Origin of the sequence: Marivirga arenosa (assembly GCF_030503895.2) — a bacterium.
Classification (GTDB): domain Bacteria; phylum Bacteroidota; class Bacteroidia; order Cytophagales; family Cyclobacteriaceae; genus Marivirga; species Marivirga arenosa.
The window spans coordinates 787,426-804,816 of record NZ_CP129970.2 but is presented as its reverse complement, the minus strand read 5'-3'; the positions used below and the strand labels follow the sequence as shown (position 1 = coordinate 804,816).

Annotated in this window: 15 protein-coding genes; 10 read left to right on the top strand and 5 right to left on the bottom strand. The window is 33.8% G+C overall.

The genetic code is table 11. The features are described from left to right. Nucleotides 1–2: 2 nt before the first annotated feature. From QYS48_RS03495 to QYS48_RS03480, 4 genes are all read right to left on the bottom strand, one after another. A complete protein-coding gene (locus QYS48_RS03495; RefSeq protein ID WP_308357532.1) occupies nucleotides 3–1,349 on the bottom strand; it encodes an OprD family outer membrane porin in 1,347 nt (448 codons plus the stop codon). Nucleotides 1,350–1,409: 60 nt separating this feature from the next. Beyond that, on the bottom strand, nucleotides 1,410–2,825 hold the full coding sequence (locus QYS48_RS03490; RefSeq protein ID WP_308357531.1) for an MBL fold metallo-hydrolase: 1,416 nt from the start codon (nucleotides 2,823–2,825) through the stop codon (nucleotides 1,410–1,412). 123 nt (nucleotides 2,826–2,948) lie between these two features. Further along, nucleotides 2,949–3,578 carry a Crp/Fnr family transcriptional regulator gene (locus QYS48_RS03485; protein WP_302103664.1) on the bottom strand — a complete coding sequence of 210 codons (630 nt, stop codon included), beginning with the start codon at nucleotides 3,576–3,578 and terminating at the stop codon, nucleotides 2,949–2,951. A 7-nt stretch (nucleotides 3,579–3,585) separates the two neighbouring features. Next, nucleotides 3,586–3,846, bottom strand: a complete 261-nt coding sequence (locus QYS48_RS03480; RefSeq protein ID WP_308357530.1) for a metalloregulator ArsR/SmtB family transcription factor — start codon at nucleotides 3,844–3,846, stop codon at nucleotides 3,586–3,588. A gap of 111 nt (nucleotides 3,847–3,957) precedes the next feature. Here QYS48_RS03480 and QYS48_RS03475 point away from each other — a divergent pair, with 111 nt between their 5' ends. The 8 genes from QYS48_RS03475 (at nucleotide 3,958) to QYS48_RS03440 (ending at nucleotide 11,795) form a co-directional block, all read left to right on the top strand. After that, nucleotides 3,958–4,911 (top strand): DUF5677 domain-containing protein, encoded by a 954-nt coding sequence (locus QYS48_RS03475; RefSeq protein WP_308357529.1) that lies wholly within the window; start codon nucleotides 3,958–3,960, stop codon nucleotides 4,909–4,911. Between the two features lie 32 nt (nucleotides 4,912–4,943). Further along, nucleotides 4,944–5,093 (top strand): hypothetical protein, encoded by a 150-nt coding sequence (locus tag QYS48_RS03470; RefSeq protein ID WP_302103668.1) that lies wholly within the window; start codon nucleotides 4,944–4,946, stop codon nucleotides 5,091–5,093. A gap of 25 nt (nucleotides 5,094–5,118) precedes the next feature. Then, the gene (locus tag QYS48_RS03465; protein WP_308357528.1) at nucleotides 5,119–7,335 is read left to right on the top strand and encodes a heavy metal translocating P-type ATPase; all 2,217 of its coding nucleotides are present in this window, start codon (nucleotides 5,119–5,121) and stop codon (nucleotides 7,333–7,335) included. Nucleotides 7,336–7,420: 85 nt separating this feature from the next. Next, the gene (locus QYS48_RS03460; protein ID WP_308357527.1) at nucleotides 7,421–8,587 is read left to right on the top strand and encodes a hypothetical protein; all 1,167 of its coding nucleotides are present in this window, start codon (nucleotides 7,421–7,423) and stop codon (nucleotides 8,585–8,587) included. 117 nt (nucleotides 8,588–8,704) lie between these two features. Continuing rightward, nucleotides 8,705–9,637 carry a phosphoribosylaminoimidazolesuccinocarboxamide synthase gene (locus tag QYS48_RS03455; protein ID WP_308357526.1) on the top strand — a complete coding sequence of 311 codons (933 nt, stop codon included), beginning with the start codon at nucleotides 8,705–8,707 and terminating at the stop codon, nucleotides 9,635–9,637. A 51-nt stretch (nucleotides 9,638–9,688) separates the two neighbouring features. Beyond that, entirely contained in the window at nucleotides 9,689–10,072 is a 384-nt protein-coding gene (locus tag QYS48_RS03450) for an STAS domain-containing protein (protein ID WP_308357525.1), read from the top strand. A gap of 5 nt (nucleotides 10,073–10,077) precedes the next feature. Beyond that, nucleotides 10,078–10,992: a ribonuclease Z gene (locus QYS48_RS03445; RefSeq protein WP_308357524.1), complete on the top strand. Its 915-nt coding sequence runs from the start codon at nucleotides 10,078–10,080 to the stop codon at nucleotides 10,990–10,992. Nucleotides 10,993–10,994: 2 nt separating this feature from the next. Next, the gene (locus QYS48_RS03440; protein WP_308357523.1) at nucleotides 10,995–11,795 is read left to right on the top strand and encodes a queuosine precursor transporter; all 801 of its coding nucleotides are present in this window, start codon (nucleotides 10,995–10,997) and stop codon (nucleotides 11,793–11,795) included. A gap of 22 nt (nucleotides 11,796–11,817) precedes the next feature. Here the strand turns inward: QYS48_RS03440 and QYS48_RS03435 are convergent, their stop codons facing one another. Then, on the bottom strand, nucleotides 11,818–12,933 hold the full coding sequence (locus QYS48_RS03435) for a glycosyl hydrolase 53 family protein (RefSeq protein ID WP_308357522.1): 1,116 nt from the start codon (nucleotides 12,931–12,933) through the stop codon (nucleotides 11,818–11,820). Nucleotides 12,934–13,074: 141 nt separating this feature from the next. Between QYS48_RS03435 and QYS48_RS03430 the strand changes: the two genes are divergently transcribed. Continuing rightward, nucleotides 13,075–14,439, top strand: a complete 1,365-nt coding sequence (locus QYS48_RS03430; protein WP_308357521.1) for an amidohydrolase family protein — start codon at nucleotides 13,075–13,077, stop codon at nucleotides 14,437–14,439. Between the two features lie 99 nt (nucleotides 14,440–14,538). Next, a complete protein-coding gene (polA, locus tag QYS48_RS03425) occupies nucleotides 14,539–17,349 on the top strand; it encodes a DNA polymerase I (RefSeq protein ID WP_308357520.1) in 2,811 nt (936 codons plus the stop codon). Nucleotides 17,350–17,391 lie beyond the last annotated feature (42 nt).

The window sequence follows — 17,391 nt, the reverse complement described above, 5'->3', positions numbered from 1 at the left end:
TCTTAAAATCTATAATTTAATATCAATTGAGAGTGGAAAATACTTTCGTAATGAAAGTGCTCCTCTTGATACCCTTTTGGAATAAAATAAGAGTTCAATAACCTAAGTCTTAAATCACTCCATTCGCCTCTGAATTGTGTTTGCATATCAAAACTAAGTTGAGTCAGAGAGCTTTCTTCATTTGAATTATTAAATGAACTATTCACACCATATATTCCAATATTTAATGATTTCCAATTATCAAAAGGTTGTAAATCCAATTTTAAGGCTTTAGAATTTACATTCTCCAACCCAATAATTCTATGGCGGCTGATAGTGGTATAGAAAGGTTCGCCTCCCCATTCTGATGGGAAAATTATGCCATTGTCAGATAATGATTGAGTATGATTATAGGATATCTGCAATCTATCACCGACCCATTTTGCTCTTGCTGATATTGTATGATTGGTGTGTTCTATGTCTGTATATTCATTTTCATGAGTCGTGCTTTGGTAATAATATTGAAGTCCAAAATTTAAATCATGAACATCAAACTCTAATTGATTAAAAGTAATAAAGCTAACATTCTCGATATAGTATTGCCACGAATGAAAACTGATATGCTCATTGGGAATGTAATGGCCTCCCAATAATGCTAATCCTTTAGTGTGAACTTCACGATGAGTAGTATCATCCCCTAAAAGGCGATCATATAAACCTATACTTTCACTCATGCTAATCCACTCTGTAGTAGATCTAGGGGAGACTTTGTTTAAAAATCCTCCATTAATTTCAAATTTATGTCCCTCATTCCAATCTAACCATAAACCTTGAAAGGCGGAGGGCTTCATACGGGAATCCTGAGGGTTTACTAATGGCGTATTCAATACCATTTTACCAAATTTAATGTAAGAATCTTTAAAACGGTATTTTATAAAAAGTTCTTCTAATCTATCGAGATCATGTTTGTTTTGAGGGTCTTCTAAATCAAATAACTGATGTTCCCATTTTGGGTTGAATTCATGATCCGCTGTTTCACTTAAGTCTGTTGATAGAATGTTATAGGTATAAATACCACCAACTCCCACTTGTAATCCATGCCAATACGCACTGTGGTAATAAATTCTTCCACCTAAACCAGAAGCTGCATGAAAGCTATTGCTGCTAGGTCTGAAGGTTTGAATTGTATTAGATCTGAATAGACCACTCACATGACCATTTTTAAACCATTCATGAAAACTATGAGCTTCATTAGGGTTAAATGAACCATGTTTTACAGAATCAATCCCTTCATATTGCTGATGATTATTTTGAGCTAGTGCAGCTGTTGATAGAATAAAGAACGCAATTATATATGAATATTTTTTCATATAAATGAAATTAAAAAGAGGCTCTCCATTACGGGGAGCCTCTATATTATGTTTAAACTATTATTTTAAAGTAGATGGACAAACATAATCCGTCTTAGGGATATCTGTTTCGCTAATTGCTTTGAATCCACCTGCGATATCTACAAGATTATGAACCCCTCTAGATTTTAAGATAGATGAAGCAATCATTGAACGATATCCTCCAGCACAGTGAACATGGTATTCTTTATCTTTGTCTAATTCGTCAAAGTTCTCATTGATATAATCTAATGGGAAGTTTTGAGCATTTTCAACATGTTCTGACTGGTATTCGCTCGGTTTTCTAACATCTAAAATAGTTAGTTCTTCATTTTTAACTTTCTCAGCTAAAGCAGTAGCTGGAATAGATACTACAGAGTCAGTTTCTTTACCTGCTTCTTTCCATGCTTTAAGGCCACCTTTTAAGAAACCTAAAGTGTTGTCGTATCCTACTCTTGATAATCTTGTAACGATTTCCTCTTCGCGTCCGTCTTCAGCAATAAATACAATAGGTTGCTGTAAGTCAGGAATTAAAGCGCCAACCCATGGAGCAAAACCTCCATCGATACCAATAAAGATTGAGTTCGGAATATGCTCTTTAGCAAATTCTTCTTGATGACGAGTATCTAATACTAAAGCACCTTCGTGGTTAGCCATAGCTTCAAAAGTATCAACATCTAAACCAACATTACCTTTTTCTAAAATTTTATCTAATCCTGAAGTATCAGCTGATTTATTCATTGCTACGTTTTGAGCGAAATATTGTGGAGGAGGTAATAATCCATCAGTAACTTCTTGGATGAATTCCTCTTTCGTCATGTCAGCTCTTAAAGCGTAGTTTGTTTTCTTTTGATTACCTAATAAGTCGGTAGTTTCTTTACTCATGTTTTTACCACAAGCAGAACCAGCACCGTGCGCAGGATAAACTACTACATCATCAGGTAATGTCATGATTTTATTTCTTAAGCTATCATATAAATATCCAGCTAAGTCTTCTTGAGTAATTTTACCTGCTTTTTGAGCTAAATCAGGTCTTCCAACATCCCCTATAAATAAAGTATCACCACTGAAAATAGCTTTTTCCTTTCCATCTTTGTCAATTAACAAGAAAGTTGAGCTTTCTAAAGTGTGACCAGGAGTGTGTAAAACTTTGATTTTGATATCACCAATTTCAAAAATCTCACCATCCTTAGCTTCATGCATGTCAAAATCAGTTTTTGCACCAGGACCATATACAATAGTAGCGCCAGTTTTTTCTGCTAAATCAACATGACCTGAAACGAAATCTGCGTGAAAGTGAGTTTCAAAAATATATTTGATTTTAGCACCGTCTTTTTGTGCTTTCTCAATATAAGGAGCAGATTCTCTTAATGGGTCAATGATTGCAGCCTCTCCGTTGCTTTCAATGTAGTATGCGCCTTGCGCTAAACATCCTGTATAAATTTGTTCTATGTTCATAACTTTAAATAATTTTCTTTTTTAAACTTGCTACAAATATACGGCAGTGCTCAAATGTGGATTGTAACAACAGTTACTGAGCATATCGTTTTGCCGTTTTCTGTTGATTTAAGGCTATTTTAATTATAGAATTTCAATAATATTTCTTCTCTGTTCTATTTTATCTTCCTTCTCTAACTTTTTAAGAAGTCGTGAAACTACTACTCGGGAAGTATTCAATTCATTGGCAATTTGCTGATGTGTTTTCTTAATTTCAAAGGAACCACTAGCAGTTTTCTTATCTAATAAGTAATTATATAACCTTTCATCCAATTTCATGAAAACCATACTGTCAATAGTATGTAATAGCTCATCGAATCTGGTTTGATAAGAATTGAAAACAAACCTTCTAAAGTTTCTGTATTTCGTGATCCAATTATCTAGGTTAGATACAGGCATCATCCAAAGTTCTGAATCTTCTTCAGCAATAACATGAAAAGAACTTCTTTTACCTTCTAAGCAGCAAGTGATAGACATAGCACAAGTTTCACCTCCTTCTAAATAATAGAGAAAAACTTCGTTTCCATTATCATCATTTCGCATAACACGCAATAAACCCGACATTACTAAAGGCATTTCTTGAGCATCATCATCCGGAGTAATAACAGTTTGACCTGCTTTTGCTTTTTTTAACCTTCCAGATTTAATAATCTCCTCCTTTAATTCTGGCTCAAAAGGAGTTCTTTCTAATACTTCTTCAATCTTTTGTTTCATTTAGTATTTAGTTACAACAGTTTTCTATGCAATTCAATAATTTATGGAGTTCATCTTTAGCTGAAGAGTAATATATTTTTCTTCCTGATCTTCTTGAAATTAAAATTCCCGCTTGTTTTAATGCTGCCAAGTGATGTGAAATTAATGATTGTTCGCATGTTTCAATTCTTGAGCAAATCTCATTAACAGTCATCTCACCTTCAGTTAGTAATATTTGAACAATCTGTAGGCGGTTATAATTTGAAATGGCTTTTAATATTTTAGCCATATCCGCTAATTTTTGATCTGATTTATGAACTTCCATCTGTTCCATATCGTAATATATGAAAAAATGTTTATATATTGATTTGAATAATTTATTGACTAATTAATTTTCCGTATGGATAAGCAAAATTTAAGAGAAGTCTTCACAAAGTATGTAAATTACACAACGACAGAAGATTATAAAATTTTGTTGGATATATATCTTGAATTGTTTTTTAAAATCATATCAGAGCATCCAAAATTAGGTCATAAGAACAGAATGGAATATGATGCTGCTATTGTTCTGCAAATGATGTTCACAAAGGCTCTTAATTTAATGGAGCTTACAAATGAAATTTCTTATAAATCAAAAAGTGGCAAAAAACTCAATAAAATCGTTGACCCAACAGTTATCGCAATCCTAGTGAGGAATATTTATGAAACGACTGGGACGTTTAATTTGATATTTAGGAATACAGAGACAGAAGATGAAAAGGAAATATTGTATTTACTATGGGTTATATCAGGGTTGAATTATCGTCAAAAATTTGAAAGTTCAATAATAGGTAAAGTAAATAAAGAAAAACATGCTAGTGAAAAAGAAATAATAAAAAAATATTGTGAAAAAATAGAGTCAAATAGACTGTTTAAAAGTTTAGATAAAAAAAACCAAGAAAAAATTCGAGTAAGAATAAAAAGAAAGGAGTATTTGATCGAAATTAAAAATAATGAAGTTAAGGTTTTTAATTTTAGTGAATTAGGCAAGTCAATGAGGGTAAAAAACTCTTTGTTAGATAATATTTATAACTATTTTTCTCAATATACCCATCCATCAAATGTATCAGTTTTTCAATATAAGGATATGTTTAAAAGGGGTAGTGAGGATTATCCAAAGATGGTTTCATTCAATTTGAAAATTTCATTTTTCTTTTTTAGTATTTTTTTAGCGGATATCATTGACTTATTTCCTGAGACTATAAAGTCTTTCGAGAGTTTAGAGTTAACCGAACAATTGATTATTAACCATCATAATACCTTTATGCGAGGGATTGAATATTCAATTAATGACTCATGGAAATTATTGGATTGATTTAACTGGATATTAATTAATATTGAAAAATTATGAAAGCTAAGGAAAAAATAAAAACTCAAAAAGGATTAGTCAGCAAATTGAGAAAGATTCGTGATAAAATGAATCTTGATATTTCCGATATGACTTTAGAAGAAGAAAAGGCATACTTAAAGAAATTGAAAAAATCATCTTCTAAATAACTTCTTAAACTGTCCTTACTATAAAATGAATTCATCCAATACCATCAAAAAATCTTTTCCAGTAACGGGTATGAGTTGTGCTGGCTGTGCTGCCAGTGTAGGATCCACATTGAAAAGTACGAAAGGAGTAGAAGACGCTGATGTTAATTTTGCTACACATACAGCATGGGCTTCTTTTAATCCTGATGAAGTAAGCCTTGAGGATCTGAAATCAGCATTGCAAGGAGTGGGTTATGATGCCATTATTGAAGAAGATAATGCGGCTGAAAAGCAAGAAGAAGCTCAGCTAAAAGCTTTTAATGAAATTAAAAGAAGCTTAATAGGTTCGGCTATTTTGACTATTCCTGTTTTCATAATCGGAATGTTTTTTATGGATTGGGAAATAGGGAAATATATTTCTTTACCCTTATCAGCCATAGTTTTATTTTACTTTGGGGGCCACTTTTTCAAAGGGGCGTGGAAACAAGCTAAACATGGAATGGCCAATATGGATACCCTAGTAGCATTAAGTACGGGTATTGCATTTTCCTTAAGTGTATTCAATACTTTCTTTGCAGAATTTTGGACTTCCAGAGGTTTGGAAGCCCATGTTTATTATGAGGCAGCTGTGGTCATTATTACTTTCATTTCTTTAGGGAAATATTTGGAAGAAAAAGCAAAAACCAATACCTCTTCTGCTTTAAAGAAATTAGTTGGGCTTCAGCCTAATTCCACAACAGTTATAGTTGAGGGTAAAGAAGAAGTTATTCCTATAACAGCTGTTAAAAAAGCATTTCAAATCTTAGTAAAGCCAGGTGAAAAGATTCCTGTTGATGGAATAGTAATCAGTGGGAATTCTTTTGTCAACGAAAGCATGATTACGGGAGAAGCCATTTCGGTTGAAAAGGTAAAAGGCCAAAAGGTTTTTGCAGGTACTATCAATCAAAAAGGAAGTTTTATTTTTACAGCAGATAAGGTTGGTGGGGACACTTTATTAGCATCTATTATTGCCAGAGTGAAAGAGGCGCAAGGAAGTAAAGCACCAGTTCAAAAATTGGTAGATAAAATTGCAGGTATTTTTGTACCCACTGTTATGGCTATTGCAGTTATTACTTTCATTGCCTGGTTGATTTTAGGGGGTGAAAATGCATTAACCCAAGGAATATTATCAGCAGTGACAGTATTGGTGATTGCTTGCCCTTGTGCTCTAGGATTAGCAACACCAACAGCAATTATGGTAGGGGTAGGGAAAGGTGCAGAAAATAATATATTGATAAGAGATGCCGAAAGTTTAGAAAAAGCGCATCAGGTTAATGCCGTTATATTAGATAAAACGGGTACCATTACAGAAGGAAAGCCAAGTGTGAAAAATGAAAAATGGTATAAGGACGATAATAGATTAAAATCAATTCTTTACAGTATTGAAAATAAAAGTGAACACCCTTTAGCAGAGGCTGTAATTCAACATTTAAAAGGTGAAGGTCTTGATAAAATTGAGCTTGAAGATTTTCAAAGTATCACTGCAAAAGGAGTGAAAGCAAAATTTGAAAATCAAACTTATTTGGTAGGCAATAGAGTCCTATTAACTGAACATGCTGTTAGTTTTTCAGCAGAACAAAATAAGCTAGTTAAGGAGTTAGAGCAAGAAGGACAGTCAATCATATACTTTTCTAATGAACATCAATTACTGGCAATTTTAGCAGTTTCCGATCAGATAAAAGAGAATGCTAAACTAAGTATAGCAAATCTTCAACAACAAGGTAAGGAGGTTTATATGCTTACTGGTGATACGGAAGCCATTGCAAAAAATGTTGCGGATCAGGTGGGAATTAAGCATGTTAAATCTCAACTACTACCTTCTGATAAATCAAATTTCGTTAAAGAATTACAAGCTCAAGGAAAAATTGTAGCTATGGTAGGAGACGGTATTAACGACTCGGAGGCACTAGCTCAATCCGATGTGAGTATTGCAATGGGTAAAGGTTCTGATATTGCAATAGATGTTGCTAAAATGACACTAATTGGATCAGACATACAAAACTTACCTAAAGCATTTCATTTGTCAGCAATAACGATTCGAGGTATTAAGCAAAATTTATTTTGGGCGTTTATTTATAATGTAATAGGGATTCCGATTGCTGCTGGTTTGTTATATCCAATTAATGGGTTCGTTTTAAATCCAATGATTGCAGGTGCGGCAATGGCATTTAGTTCAGTATCTGTGGTGCTGAATAGTTTAAGATTAAAAGGTATGAAACTCTGATAATAAGATCGAAATTAAAACAGATACTTTTGTTTGAATAATCGTACCGAAAGCTTAATTTCATTAAATACTATCAACCTAAGTTATGAAACGTTTTATTTTAATTTCGATCCTTTCAGTAATCGTATTTACTGTTTCTGCACAAAGTAAAATTGTTATTGATGATAGATCTTCAGTAATAAACGAACAAGTTGAGAATTTATTAAAAGAAAAATTTCAGGATAAGAATTTAGAACTGACTTCCTCTGTAGATTTCAAAACTAAGTGTGATTATTATTTTGCTACTATTTCCCAAAATAATAGGGGGTTTGTGATTAAAGTTGAAGATTGTGAAAATACTATTTTAGGGTCATTGTTTGCTGGTTCGCATCTAAATGAAGCAGGCGATCAAGAAAAGGCCGTTATTTTATTCTACAATATTTCGGATATAATTGAAAACCCTAGCTATTCTGATTCTTATTCTAAAACAGATGATGAAACAGCAGAAGCGGTTCATCCAGATTCAATTGAATCTGAGCATGATTCCAGGTATTTCTTTGCTCCATCAGCTTTGCCTTTAAAGAAAAGAGAATTGTATTATAATTCCATATATTTTCTAGTGCATGATATTCAGTATGGGGTAACTGATAGATTAACTATCGGTATGGGAACCACTATTATTGGACTCCCAATTTACTTCACGGGTAAATTAAGCATACCTATTAATGAAAATTCTCATTTGGCTGTTGGAGATTTATTAATGTTGGGAACCTATGGTACAGAGTTTTTCGGGAACTTAGCATTTGCTACCTACACATATGGAAACCGAAACAGCAATATTTCTTTGGGTGGTGGTTATTTATACTTTAATCCAGGAGAGTTCACACAAACTACATCCTCTGCCGTGGGAAATATATCAGGTATTGTAAAAGCGGGAAAATACTTTTACTTCCTTACAGAAAATTATATCACCAATTTCAATGATACTGAAGATGCTTACAGAGAAACCATTTTAGCAAATGGAGATTTCAATTTTGAAAATGCCGAATTTACCATGAAAAGAAGTGTATGGTACGGGTTATCGGGTATCCGTTTTGTTCGAAAAGGTAATGAGCTTGTGAGTTGGCAATTTGGAATCACACACATATTAATGGTGAATTCATCAATTCCGGCTCCTTATAATGGAAATGGCTGGCAGACTTATACGGATGATCAAAGGGCTAGAATGATTGCTTTTCCTACTTTATCATTCACTAGGAAATTTAAATTATGATGATTTTAGCAAAGAACCATTGAAAACAAAAGTTATCTATCATTTATAAATGATGTAAATTATATCTTCCCCTATAATTAGTTTCACTTCTTAAATACTTACGCTATTTTTGCAGCAATGGAAGCAATAAAAGAAACAAACTTTCAGCTGCCTAATCAGCAAAAATTCTATAAAGGCAAAGTGAGAGATGTATATACTACTCCTTCTCAGCTGATTATGGTAGCGACAGATCGATTGTCTGCATTTGATGTCGTGATGCCAAGAGCTATTCCTTTTAAAGGTCAGGTTTTAAACCAAATAGCAGCTAAATTTCTAAAAGCTACTGAAGACATTGTGCCCAATTGGTTAATTTCCAATCCCGATCCTAATGTAAGTATAGGCTTCAATTGCGAAACCTATCCTGTGGAAATGGTGATTAGAGGCTATTTGGCAGGTCATGCGTGGAGAGAATACCGCGATGGGAAAAGATCAATTTGTGGGGTATCACTTCCAGAGGGATTGAAAGAGAATGATAAACTGCCTGAGCCCATCATTACCCCTACTACAAAGGCGCATGAGGGCCATGACGAAGATATTTCCAGAGAAGAAATATTAAATCAAGGCTTAGTTTCTAAGGAAGAATATGAAAAGCTAGAATCTTATACCCAACAGTTATTCCAAAGAGGAACTGAAATTGCAGCTCAAAATGGATTGATTTTAGTAGATACTAAATATGAATTTGGAAAAGTAAATGATAAAATTTACTTGATAGATGAAATTCATACCCCCGATTCATCAAGATACTTTTATGCTGATGTATATGATGAAAATCAAAAGAAAGGAGTAAAACAAAAGCAGTTATCAAAAGAATTTGTTCGTGAATGGCTTATTGAAAATGGGTTTCAGGGTAAGGAAGGACAACAGATTCCTGAGATGACGGATGAAAAGATAGAAGAGATTTCAAATAGATACATTGAACTCTATGAAAAAGTAACAGGAGAGAAATTCCAACCTAGAGACTATCAGGACGTATTAAGAACCATTGAACAAAATATCTTAAAAAGTATTTAATAAAATAGCTTTCGAATAGAAAGTAAAATTAATAGCAAATAACATATACACATGAAATATTCAATTGATAAAGAAGAGAAGTATTCATTAATAAAAATAAAAGAAGAGAAATTAGATTCATCTGTTTCTTCAAATTTAAAATCAGATTTAGTTACCATGCAGGCTGAGGGAGTAGAAAATATGGTAATCGATATGTCTGAGGTTAAATATATAGATTCATCAGGTTTAAGTGCTTTATTAGTAGGAAATAGAGTAATTGGTGAAAATGGTGGCGCTTTTATAATTGCAGCACCTACTGAGCACACAGAAAAATTAATCAAAATTTCTCAGCTTGATAAAGTATTTGATATACTTCCAACAGTACATGAAGCAGTAGAATCTGTTTTTATGCATGAGCTAGAAAAAGGTTTAGGCGAAGAAGGATCAGCTGAGTAAAACTTTTGTCATTTGAAGTTCACATATTAGGATCAAATTCTGCTGCACCAGCACATGGAAGACATCATACTTCACAGGTGCTTTGCATTCAGGATTTACAGATCATGATTGATTGTGGCGAAGCCACTCAATTACAAATGAAAAAATATGGCTTAAAGAAAAATCGTTTAAGCCATATTTTTATAAGTCATTTACATGGCGATCATTTTTTAGGACTGATAGGTTTACTTTCTACTATGCATTTAAATGGTAGAAAAACCGATTTGTATCTATACGGTCCTGTTGGTCTTTCTGAGATTATCCAATTGCACTTAAAGTATGCCAATACTCGGTTGAGTTATAAAATACATTTTAAAGAATTACAGGGAGAGGAATCTGAATTGATTCTTGATCATCCCAAAATCTCAGTTTATACTATTCCACTTCAACATAGAATTCCTTGCACAGGTTTTTTAATAAAAGAGAAGCCAAAACCCAAGAAGCTTATAAAAGACAGGATTTCTGAACTAAGTGTTCAGCATATTAATACATTGAAGAAAGGAAAAGATGTGGTGGATGACACAGGAAAAGTCATTTATAAGAATACTGATTATACACTCCCAGCCAAGAAATCTAGAAGTTATGCGTATTGCTCTGATACCAAATACAATGAAGATATTATTCCTTTAGTAGATTCGGTAGACCTATTATATCATGAGGGTACTTTCTTACATGAGAATTTGGAAAGGGCAGAAGCTACCTATCATACCACCGCAAAACAAGCTGCAATTTTTGCTCAAAAAGCGAAAGTTGGCAAATTATTAATTGGTCATTTTTCTAATCGCTATAAGGATTTAAGCCCTATTCTGGAAGAAGCGAAAACAGAATTTGATAATACTGCTTTAGCAGAAGAAGGCAAAGTTTTTACTATAGAAGAATAAAAATGAAAGCAGGAAATACTACTGACTTAAATAGGAAAAAAAGAAATCTGTTTATAGTACTTAGTGGTATTTTTCTTACTAATGCTTTACTAGCGGAAATTCTAGGTGTAAAGATATTTTCTGCAGAATCTACTTTAGGATTTGAACCTGCCCAAATTAAACTTTTCGGTGATTTCGTATTAGATTTTAACTTAACTGCTGGGGTCATCATTTGGCCAATTGTATTTGTTACTACCGATATAATTAATGAGTATTTTGGAAAGAAAGGAGTAAGAAGAATAAGCTTTTTAACGGCTTTATTTATCCTTTATTCGTTTTTCGTGATTTATGCGGTAACCAAATTAGCTCCTGCGGAATTTTGGTTGAATGTGAATACCCCTGATCCCGATGGTAATAATTTTGATATTAACTATGCTTATTCAGTAATTTTCCAACAAGGATTAGGAATTATCATAGGGTCCTTAACCGCCTTTTTAATTGGGCAGTTTTTGGATGTATTAGTTTTCCAGCATTTAAGAAAATATACTGGAAGCGGAAAAATATGGTTAAGAGCAACGGGCTCTACTTTAGTTAGTCAGCTGATTGACAGCTTTGTAGTGCTTTGGATAGCCTTCTATCTATTTGGAAATTGGAGCATGACTCAAGTGCTATCAGTAGGGGTGATCAATTACATTTATAAAGGAGGTTTAGCCATCCTACTTACTCCACTTCTCTATGTAGCCCATTACTTTATAGATCAATATTTAGGGAAAGAAAATTCAGAACTGGTTACTGAAGAGGCGGCAGGCCAGGGATTCTTTTAATTTATAAAAATCTGTTAAAGTACTATAGAGCTAATATCTCCTGCCAAAGTTTGTAACTCTGCCTTTCATTACCTTCTTCATCTAATAATCCTGTGTCTCGCCATATCTTTCCCAAATCCTTAATGGATTCATCAAAAGTTTCCCAGAGTGCATCATAATCACGATGAGCCCACCAGATAATAAATTCATAATCTTGCTCTTCAGCATTAAGCAATAAAGATTCAAGATAAATTTTTTGAGAGCATTCATTTCCATCAATGGCAAGATTCAGTCCTGAAACTTCTAAGTCTTCTGCTATCATAGTGGTTTCTACAAATGCAATGGTTTTATTGGTGTTTTCGTGTAGGAAATCAAAAGCTAACTGAAAATCTTCTGATGTTTTCAGTCCCTTAAAAAATGGATAAAAACTAATGGCAGTAAAGTCATAATCCGAAATGTAGTTTTGTATCTCATCAATAAATGCATCAGGATTTTCTACTTCGGGAGCGTACCAGTTATGTAAAGTTATAGACTCAGAAAGAGGTAAATCAGGATGATTTTGCGCTATCTGACTTTTTACATTTTGCATTAAACGTTTAAATTCTGGCCATTTACTAGGAGTGTTGATTAATAATTCATTCGATTCTATGGAAATTATTAAATAATCGGGTTCCAGTTGATCAATAAGGTAATTTAAATGAGCTACATATGCGTTTACAATAGCTGGGTCATCTAATTGTTGATATTCTGGAATGTTTCCTTGGTAATCCTCAATGATGTTGGTTCTATTACTATTTAAAACACTAACGGATAATAATAAATCAAGACCATTTATACGTTTTTGTTTTCTAGAAGTGACATCGTTCAAAAAGCCTTCTGGAAGAGGCTCGTTTTTGATCCACGAATCCCATGGTATTTTATTGTCTAGATGTTCTGCATAAATTGATGAATTCTTAGATATAAAACTATATGTATTTTCTACACTCTCAGTAGTGGCATCATAGGGCCAGGTAGTAAAACCCATACCAAAATTACGTTCATTTAAATTGGAAAGTCTTTCTTCACTTTCACATATAGACTCATCTAATTCAGGATCTACTGATTCACAAGCTGAACAAAAAAGAATATAGAAGAATAAGATTAAATTGCATGCTTTCATAAAGTGAATATACAAAAATCAAGTCATTATTGTATTTAAAGGCATTTTTGAAAATGACCTCTATGTATTCATTAGGGATAAGAATTCATGTTTTCTAAAAGCTGACTTATCATTTATGATTATATTTAAAGAAAAATCATCATGAAGCACATTCTTAATTTCTTCTTTACATCCTTGATTGGAATTATATTATTCTCTTGTTCAAATCAAGAGTCCACCAAAGTTGACCTTTTATTAAATAATGCATCTATAATTGATGTTAAAAATGATGAAATAATTGAAAGTCAGTTTGTAGCCATTAAGGGAGACACTATTTTTTCAGTGGGAGGAATGTCTGAACTTCCTGCCTTCGAAGGTAATGCATCTATTGATCTTGAAGGGAAATATATAATGCCGGGTTTATGGGATAATCATGTTCATTTTAGAGGAGGTGAAGAATTGATAGAGGAGAATAGAAGTTTACTAAAGCTATTTCCCAAATTTGGTATTACGACAGTTCGAGATGCAGGAGGAGATATCACTCCTTCGGTTTTAGAATGGAGGAAAACAATTCAAAACAAAAAATTGACTGGCCCACATATTTTCACTTCGGGACCTAAATTAGATGGGCCTAATCCAGCTTGGGCGGGTTCTATAAAAATTAATAATGAAAATGATATTGAAAAAGCATTAGACTCACTCCAAAAAATTGGAGCTGATTATGTGAAGATGTATGATGGGAGTTTAACCGCTGAAAATTTTTATGCGATCATAAAAGCTGCAGAAAAAAGAGGACTGAAAACTACAGGTCATATGCCGATGTCTGCTGATTTGAATCAGGCTATTGATTTAGGTTTAGACGGAAGCGAACATATGTATTACAGCATGAAAGCATGTTCTCCTAAAGCTGATAGTTTAACGGAATTAGGTTTAGGATATGGCATGATGGAAATGATTACGGATACTTATGATGAGGAATTAGCAAAAAACTTTTTCAAAAAAATGGCTTCTAATGATGTTTACATCACTCCAACACTCTATATCGGAAAAGTGCTTTCTATGCTTGCAGATGAAGATCATAGTTCAGATTCCTTATTGTCTGACATAGGTCCAGGTATTCAAGAAACTTATAAAGGGAGAATTGAATCTGCAAAAAGAGCAAAAGCATCGGGTAGTCAAATGAGATCAAAAGTATCTGATTTAGCTCGTGAAATGGTGCCTGCTATGGTTGATAATGGCGTTTCTATTTTAGCAGGGTCTGATTGTGGCCCTTTTAATTCATTTGTTTATCCTGGGGAGGCTTTATGGGGGGAGTTATTTAGCTTAAGCGCTACAGGTTTAACACCATCAGAGGTTTTAAGCACTTCTATAATTAATGGTCCTGCATATTTAGGATTGAGCGAATTTTATGGAAGCATTGAAAAGGGTAAAGTGGCTGATATTATTATTCTTAACAAAAACCCACTTGATAATTTAGAAAATATACGATCATTAGAAAGTGTAGTATTGAAAGGGAAACAATTATAAAAAATAATCCATTTCAATTAGGATTTATGCCCTTGGCATTCCTTTTCGCTTAACATTTTTCTAACTTTAAAATCCTTTAAGATTTAGATACTAATTCATATGGCTAACACACCTGATACTGATAAAAAATTATTTCTACTTGATGCAATGGCTCTAATCTATAGAGCTCATTTTGCTTTTAGTAAAACACCCCGAATCAATTCAAAAGGGATGAATACTGGGGCAGCATTAGGCTTTACAAATACCCTTTTAGAAATATTAAAGAAAGAAAAACCAAGTCATATTGGTGTTGCTTTTGATACTTCTGCCCCAACATTTCGTCATGAGGAATTTCCAGAATATAAAGCACAACGAGAAGAGCAACCCGAAGATATTAGAGTGGCAATACCGTATGTCAAAAAGATAGTGGAGGCTTTTAATATACCAGTTTTAATTAAAGATGGATTTGAAGCGGATGATATTATCGGAACCATTGCCAAGCAAGCAGGTGAAGACGGTTTCAAAGTTTATATGATGACTCCCGATAAAGATTATGCTCAATTGGTAACTGATAATGTTTTTCTATATAAACCTGCTTTCATGGGCAATGGAGTTGATGTATTAGGAATTGAAGAAGTAAAGAAGAAATTTGATATCGATAGAGTTGAGCAAGTAATCGATATACTCGGTCTTCAAGGTGATGCAGTTGATAATATTCCAGGTATTCCAGGAGTAGGAGCAAAAACTGCTATCAAATTCTTAAAGCAGTATGGGTCTGTGGAAGGTCTTTTAGAAAATACGGAAGACTTAAAAGGGAAAATGAAAGAAAAAGTGGAGGCTAATAAGGAACAGGCCTTACTTTCTAAGAAACTAGCTACCATCAAAATTGACGTGCCTCTCGCCTACGAACCAGATAAATTGGTTCTGGATGAACCAAATGAAGAGGCCTTGAAAGAGCTTTTTGAAGAGCTAGAATTTAGAACCTTAATGAAAAGAGTATTAGGAGAGGAACCTGCTAATACAGGTAAATCTTCTTCAAAAGCTGATCCTGCTCAAATTTCAATGTTTACTGATACTCCTGAGGAGGCTGCAGAGAAAGAGGAGGAACCAGAAGAGCGCAGGACTTTAGCCAATACTAAACATCAATATAATTTAATTGATACTCCCGAGCTAAGGGAAGAGCTAATTACTTATTTATCTATCCAAGATGAGTTTTGTTTTGATACTGAAACTACAAGTTTAGAACCTACTGATGCTGAATTGGTAGGACTCGCATTTGCCTATGTAGCGGGAGAAGCCTATTATGTTCCCTTCCCAGAAGATCAAAAAGAAGCTCAAAAAATAGCGAATGAATTCAAAGAAGTTCTCGAGAATCAAGATATTGTTAAAATAGGGCAAAATTTGAAGTACGACATTCAGGTAATGCGAAATTATGGTGTTAAAGTTCAAGGTAAAATGTTTGATACCATGTTGGCGCATTATTTAATTGATCCTGAAACTCGTCATAATATGGATGTTATGGCAGAGAATTATTTGAACTATACTCCAGTTTCTATTACTGAGTTGATCGGTAAAAAAGGAGCTAAACAAGGAAATATGCGTGATGTTCCGGTTGAAGATGTAGTGGAATATGCGGGTGAAGATGCTGACATTACATTACAACTCAAGCATGTATTAGAAAAAGAAATTAAAGAAAACAATCTAGATAAACTGCTGCATGAGGTTGAAGAACCATTGTCATATGTGTTGGCAGAGATGGAATATGAAGGCGTGAAAATTGATAAGGAAGCACTTTCAAAAATGTCCAAGGAGTTAGAAACCGCTGCGCTCGAAGCTCAGGAAAGGATATATGAAATAGCGGGACAGGAGTTTAATATTGCCTCTCCTAAGCAATTAGGGGAAGTACTTTTCGATAAGATGAAATTGGTTGAAAAGCCAAAGAAAACCAAAACAGGTCAATACGCTACAGGAGAAGAAATTCTCTCAAAGTTAGCGCAAGAGCATGAAATAGCTGCTAAAATTTTAGAGTTTAGAGAATATCAAAAATTGAAATCTACTTATGTGGATGCGCTTCCGAAACTGATCAGCAAGAAAGATGGAAGAGTTCATACCGATTATCGACAAGCGGTTGCGGCTACTGGAAGACTAAGTTCAAATAATCCAAATCTTCAAAACATTCCAATTCGCACCGAAAAGGGAAGGCTAATTAGAAAAGCCTTTGTACCACGCGATGAGAATTACCAATTAATGGCGGCTGATTATTCTCAAATTGAGTTAAGAATAATGGCGGCATTTTCACAAGATGAAGCCATGATGGAAGCCTTCAAAAATGGTAGAGATATACATGCTACCACTGCTGCTAAGGTGTTTGGTGTTGAATTAGATGATGTAGATCCTGGAATGAGAAGAAAAGCCAAAGAGGTGAACTTTGGAATTATCTATGGAATTTCTGCTTTTGGCTTAGCACAAAATTTAAATATTTCCAGATCAGAAGCTTCTGATATTATTAAAGCTTATTTTAAAGAATTCCCTAAAGTCCATGAGTATATGGAAAAGGTGAAAGAAGATGCTAGAGAGCATGAATATGTCACCACTATATTAGGTAGAAAGCGATGGTTACGTGATATTAATTCTCGAAATCAGACGGTTCGTGGTTATGCAGAACGAAATGCTATAAATGCTCCAATTCAAGGTAGCGCTGCTGATATGATCAAGATTGCAATGATCAACATTCAAAAGTGGATGGAAAAAGAAAATCTAAAATCTAAAATGATTATGCAGGTGCATGATGAATTGATTTTTGATGCCCATAAGGATGAAATCCAAAAGCTGCAGGAAAAAGTAGTAGATCTTATGAAAAATGCCATGGATTTAGAAGTTCCAATGGAAATAGGTGTAGGAGTAGCAGATAATTGGAGTGAAGCGCATTAAATAAGTTTGCAAGATTATATGTTTTCAGGTTGGCAAGATATG

Coding starts and splice junctions, on each gene's coding strand:
- QYS48_RS03495 (WP_308357532.1), bottom strand. CDS start 1,349: ATGAAAAAATATTCATATATAATTGCGTTCTTTATTCTATCAACAGCT.
- QYS48_RS03490 (WP_308357531.1), bottom strand. CDS start 2,825: ATGAACATAGAACAAATTTATACAGGATGTTTAGCGCAAGGCGCATAC.
- QYS48_RS03485 (WP_302103664.1), bottom strand. CDS start 3,578: ATGAAACAAAAGATTGAAGAAGTATTAGAAAGAACTCCTTTTGAGCCA.
- QYS48_RS03480 (WP_308357530.1), bottom strand. CDS start 3,846: ATGGCTAAAATATTAAAAGCCATTTCAAATTATAACCGCCTACAGATT.
- QYS48_RS03475 (WP_308357529.1), top strand. CDS start 3,958: ATGGATAAGCAAAATTTAAGAGAAGTCTTCACAAAGTATGTAAATTAC.
- QYS48_RS03470 (WP_302103668.1), top strand. CDS start 4,944: ATGAAAGCTAAGGAAAAAATAAAAACTCAAAAAGGATTAGTCAGCAAA.
- QYS48_RS03465 (WP_308357528.1), top strand. CDS start 5,119: ATGAATTCATCCAATACCATCAAAAAATCTTTTCCAGTAACGGGTATG.
- QYS48_RS03460 (WP_308357527.1), top strand. CDS start 7,421: ATGAAACGTTTTATTTTAATTTCGATCCTTTCAGTAATCGTATTTACT.
- QYS48_RS03455 (WP_308357526.1), top strand. CDS start 8,705: ATGGAAGCAATAAAAGAAACAAACTTTCAGCTGCCTAATCAGCAAAAA.
- QYS48_RS03450 (WP_308357525.1), top strand. CDS start 9,689: ATGAAATATTCAATTGATAAAGAAGAGAAGTATTCATTAATAAAAATA.
- QYS48_RS03440 (WP_308357523.1), top strand. CDS start 10,995: ATGAAAGCAGGAAATACTACTGACTTAAATAGGAAAAAAAGAAATCTG.
- QYS48_RS03435 (WP_308357522.1), bottom strand. CDS start 12,933: ATGAAAGCATGCAATTTAATCTTATTCTTCTATATTCTTTTTTGTTCA.
- QYS48_RS03430 (WP_308357521.1), top strand. CDS start 13,075: ATGAAGCACATTCTTAATTTCTTCTTTACATCCTTGATTGGAATTATA.
- polA (WP_308357520.1), top strand. CDS start 14,539: ATGGCTAACACACCTGATACTGATAAAAAATTATTTCTACTTGATGCA.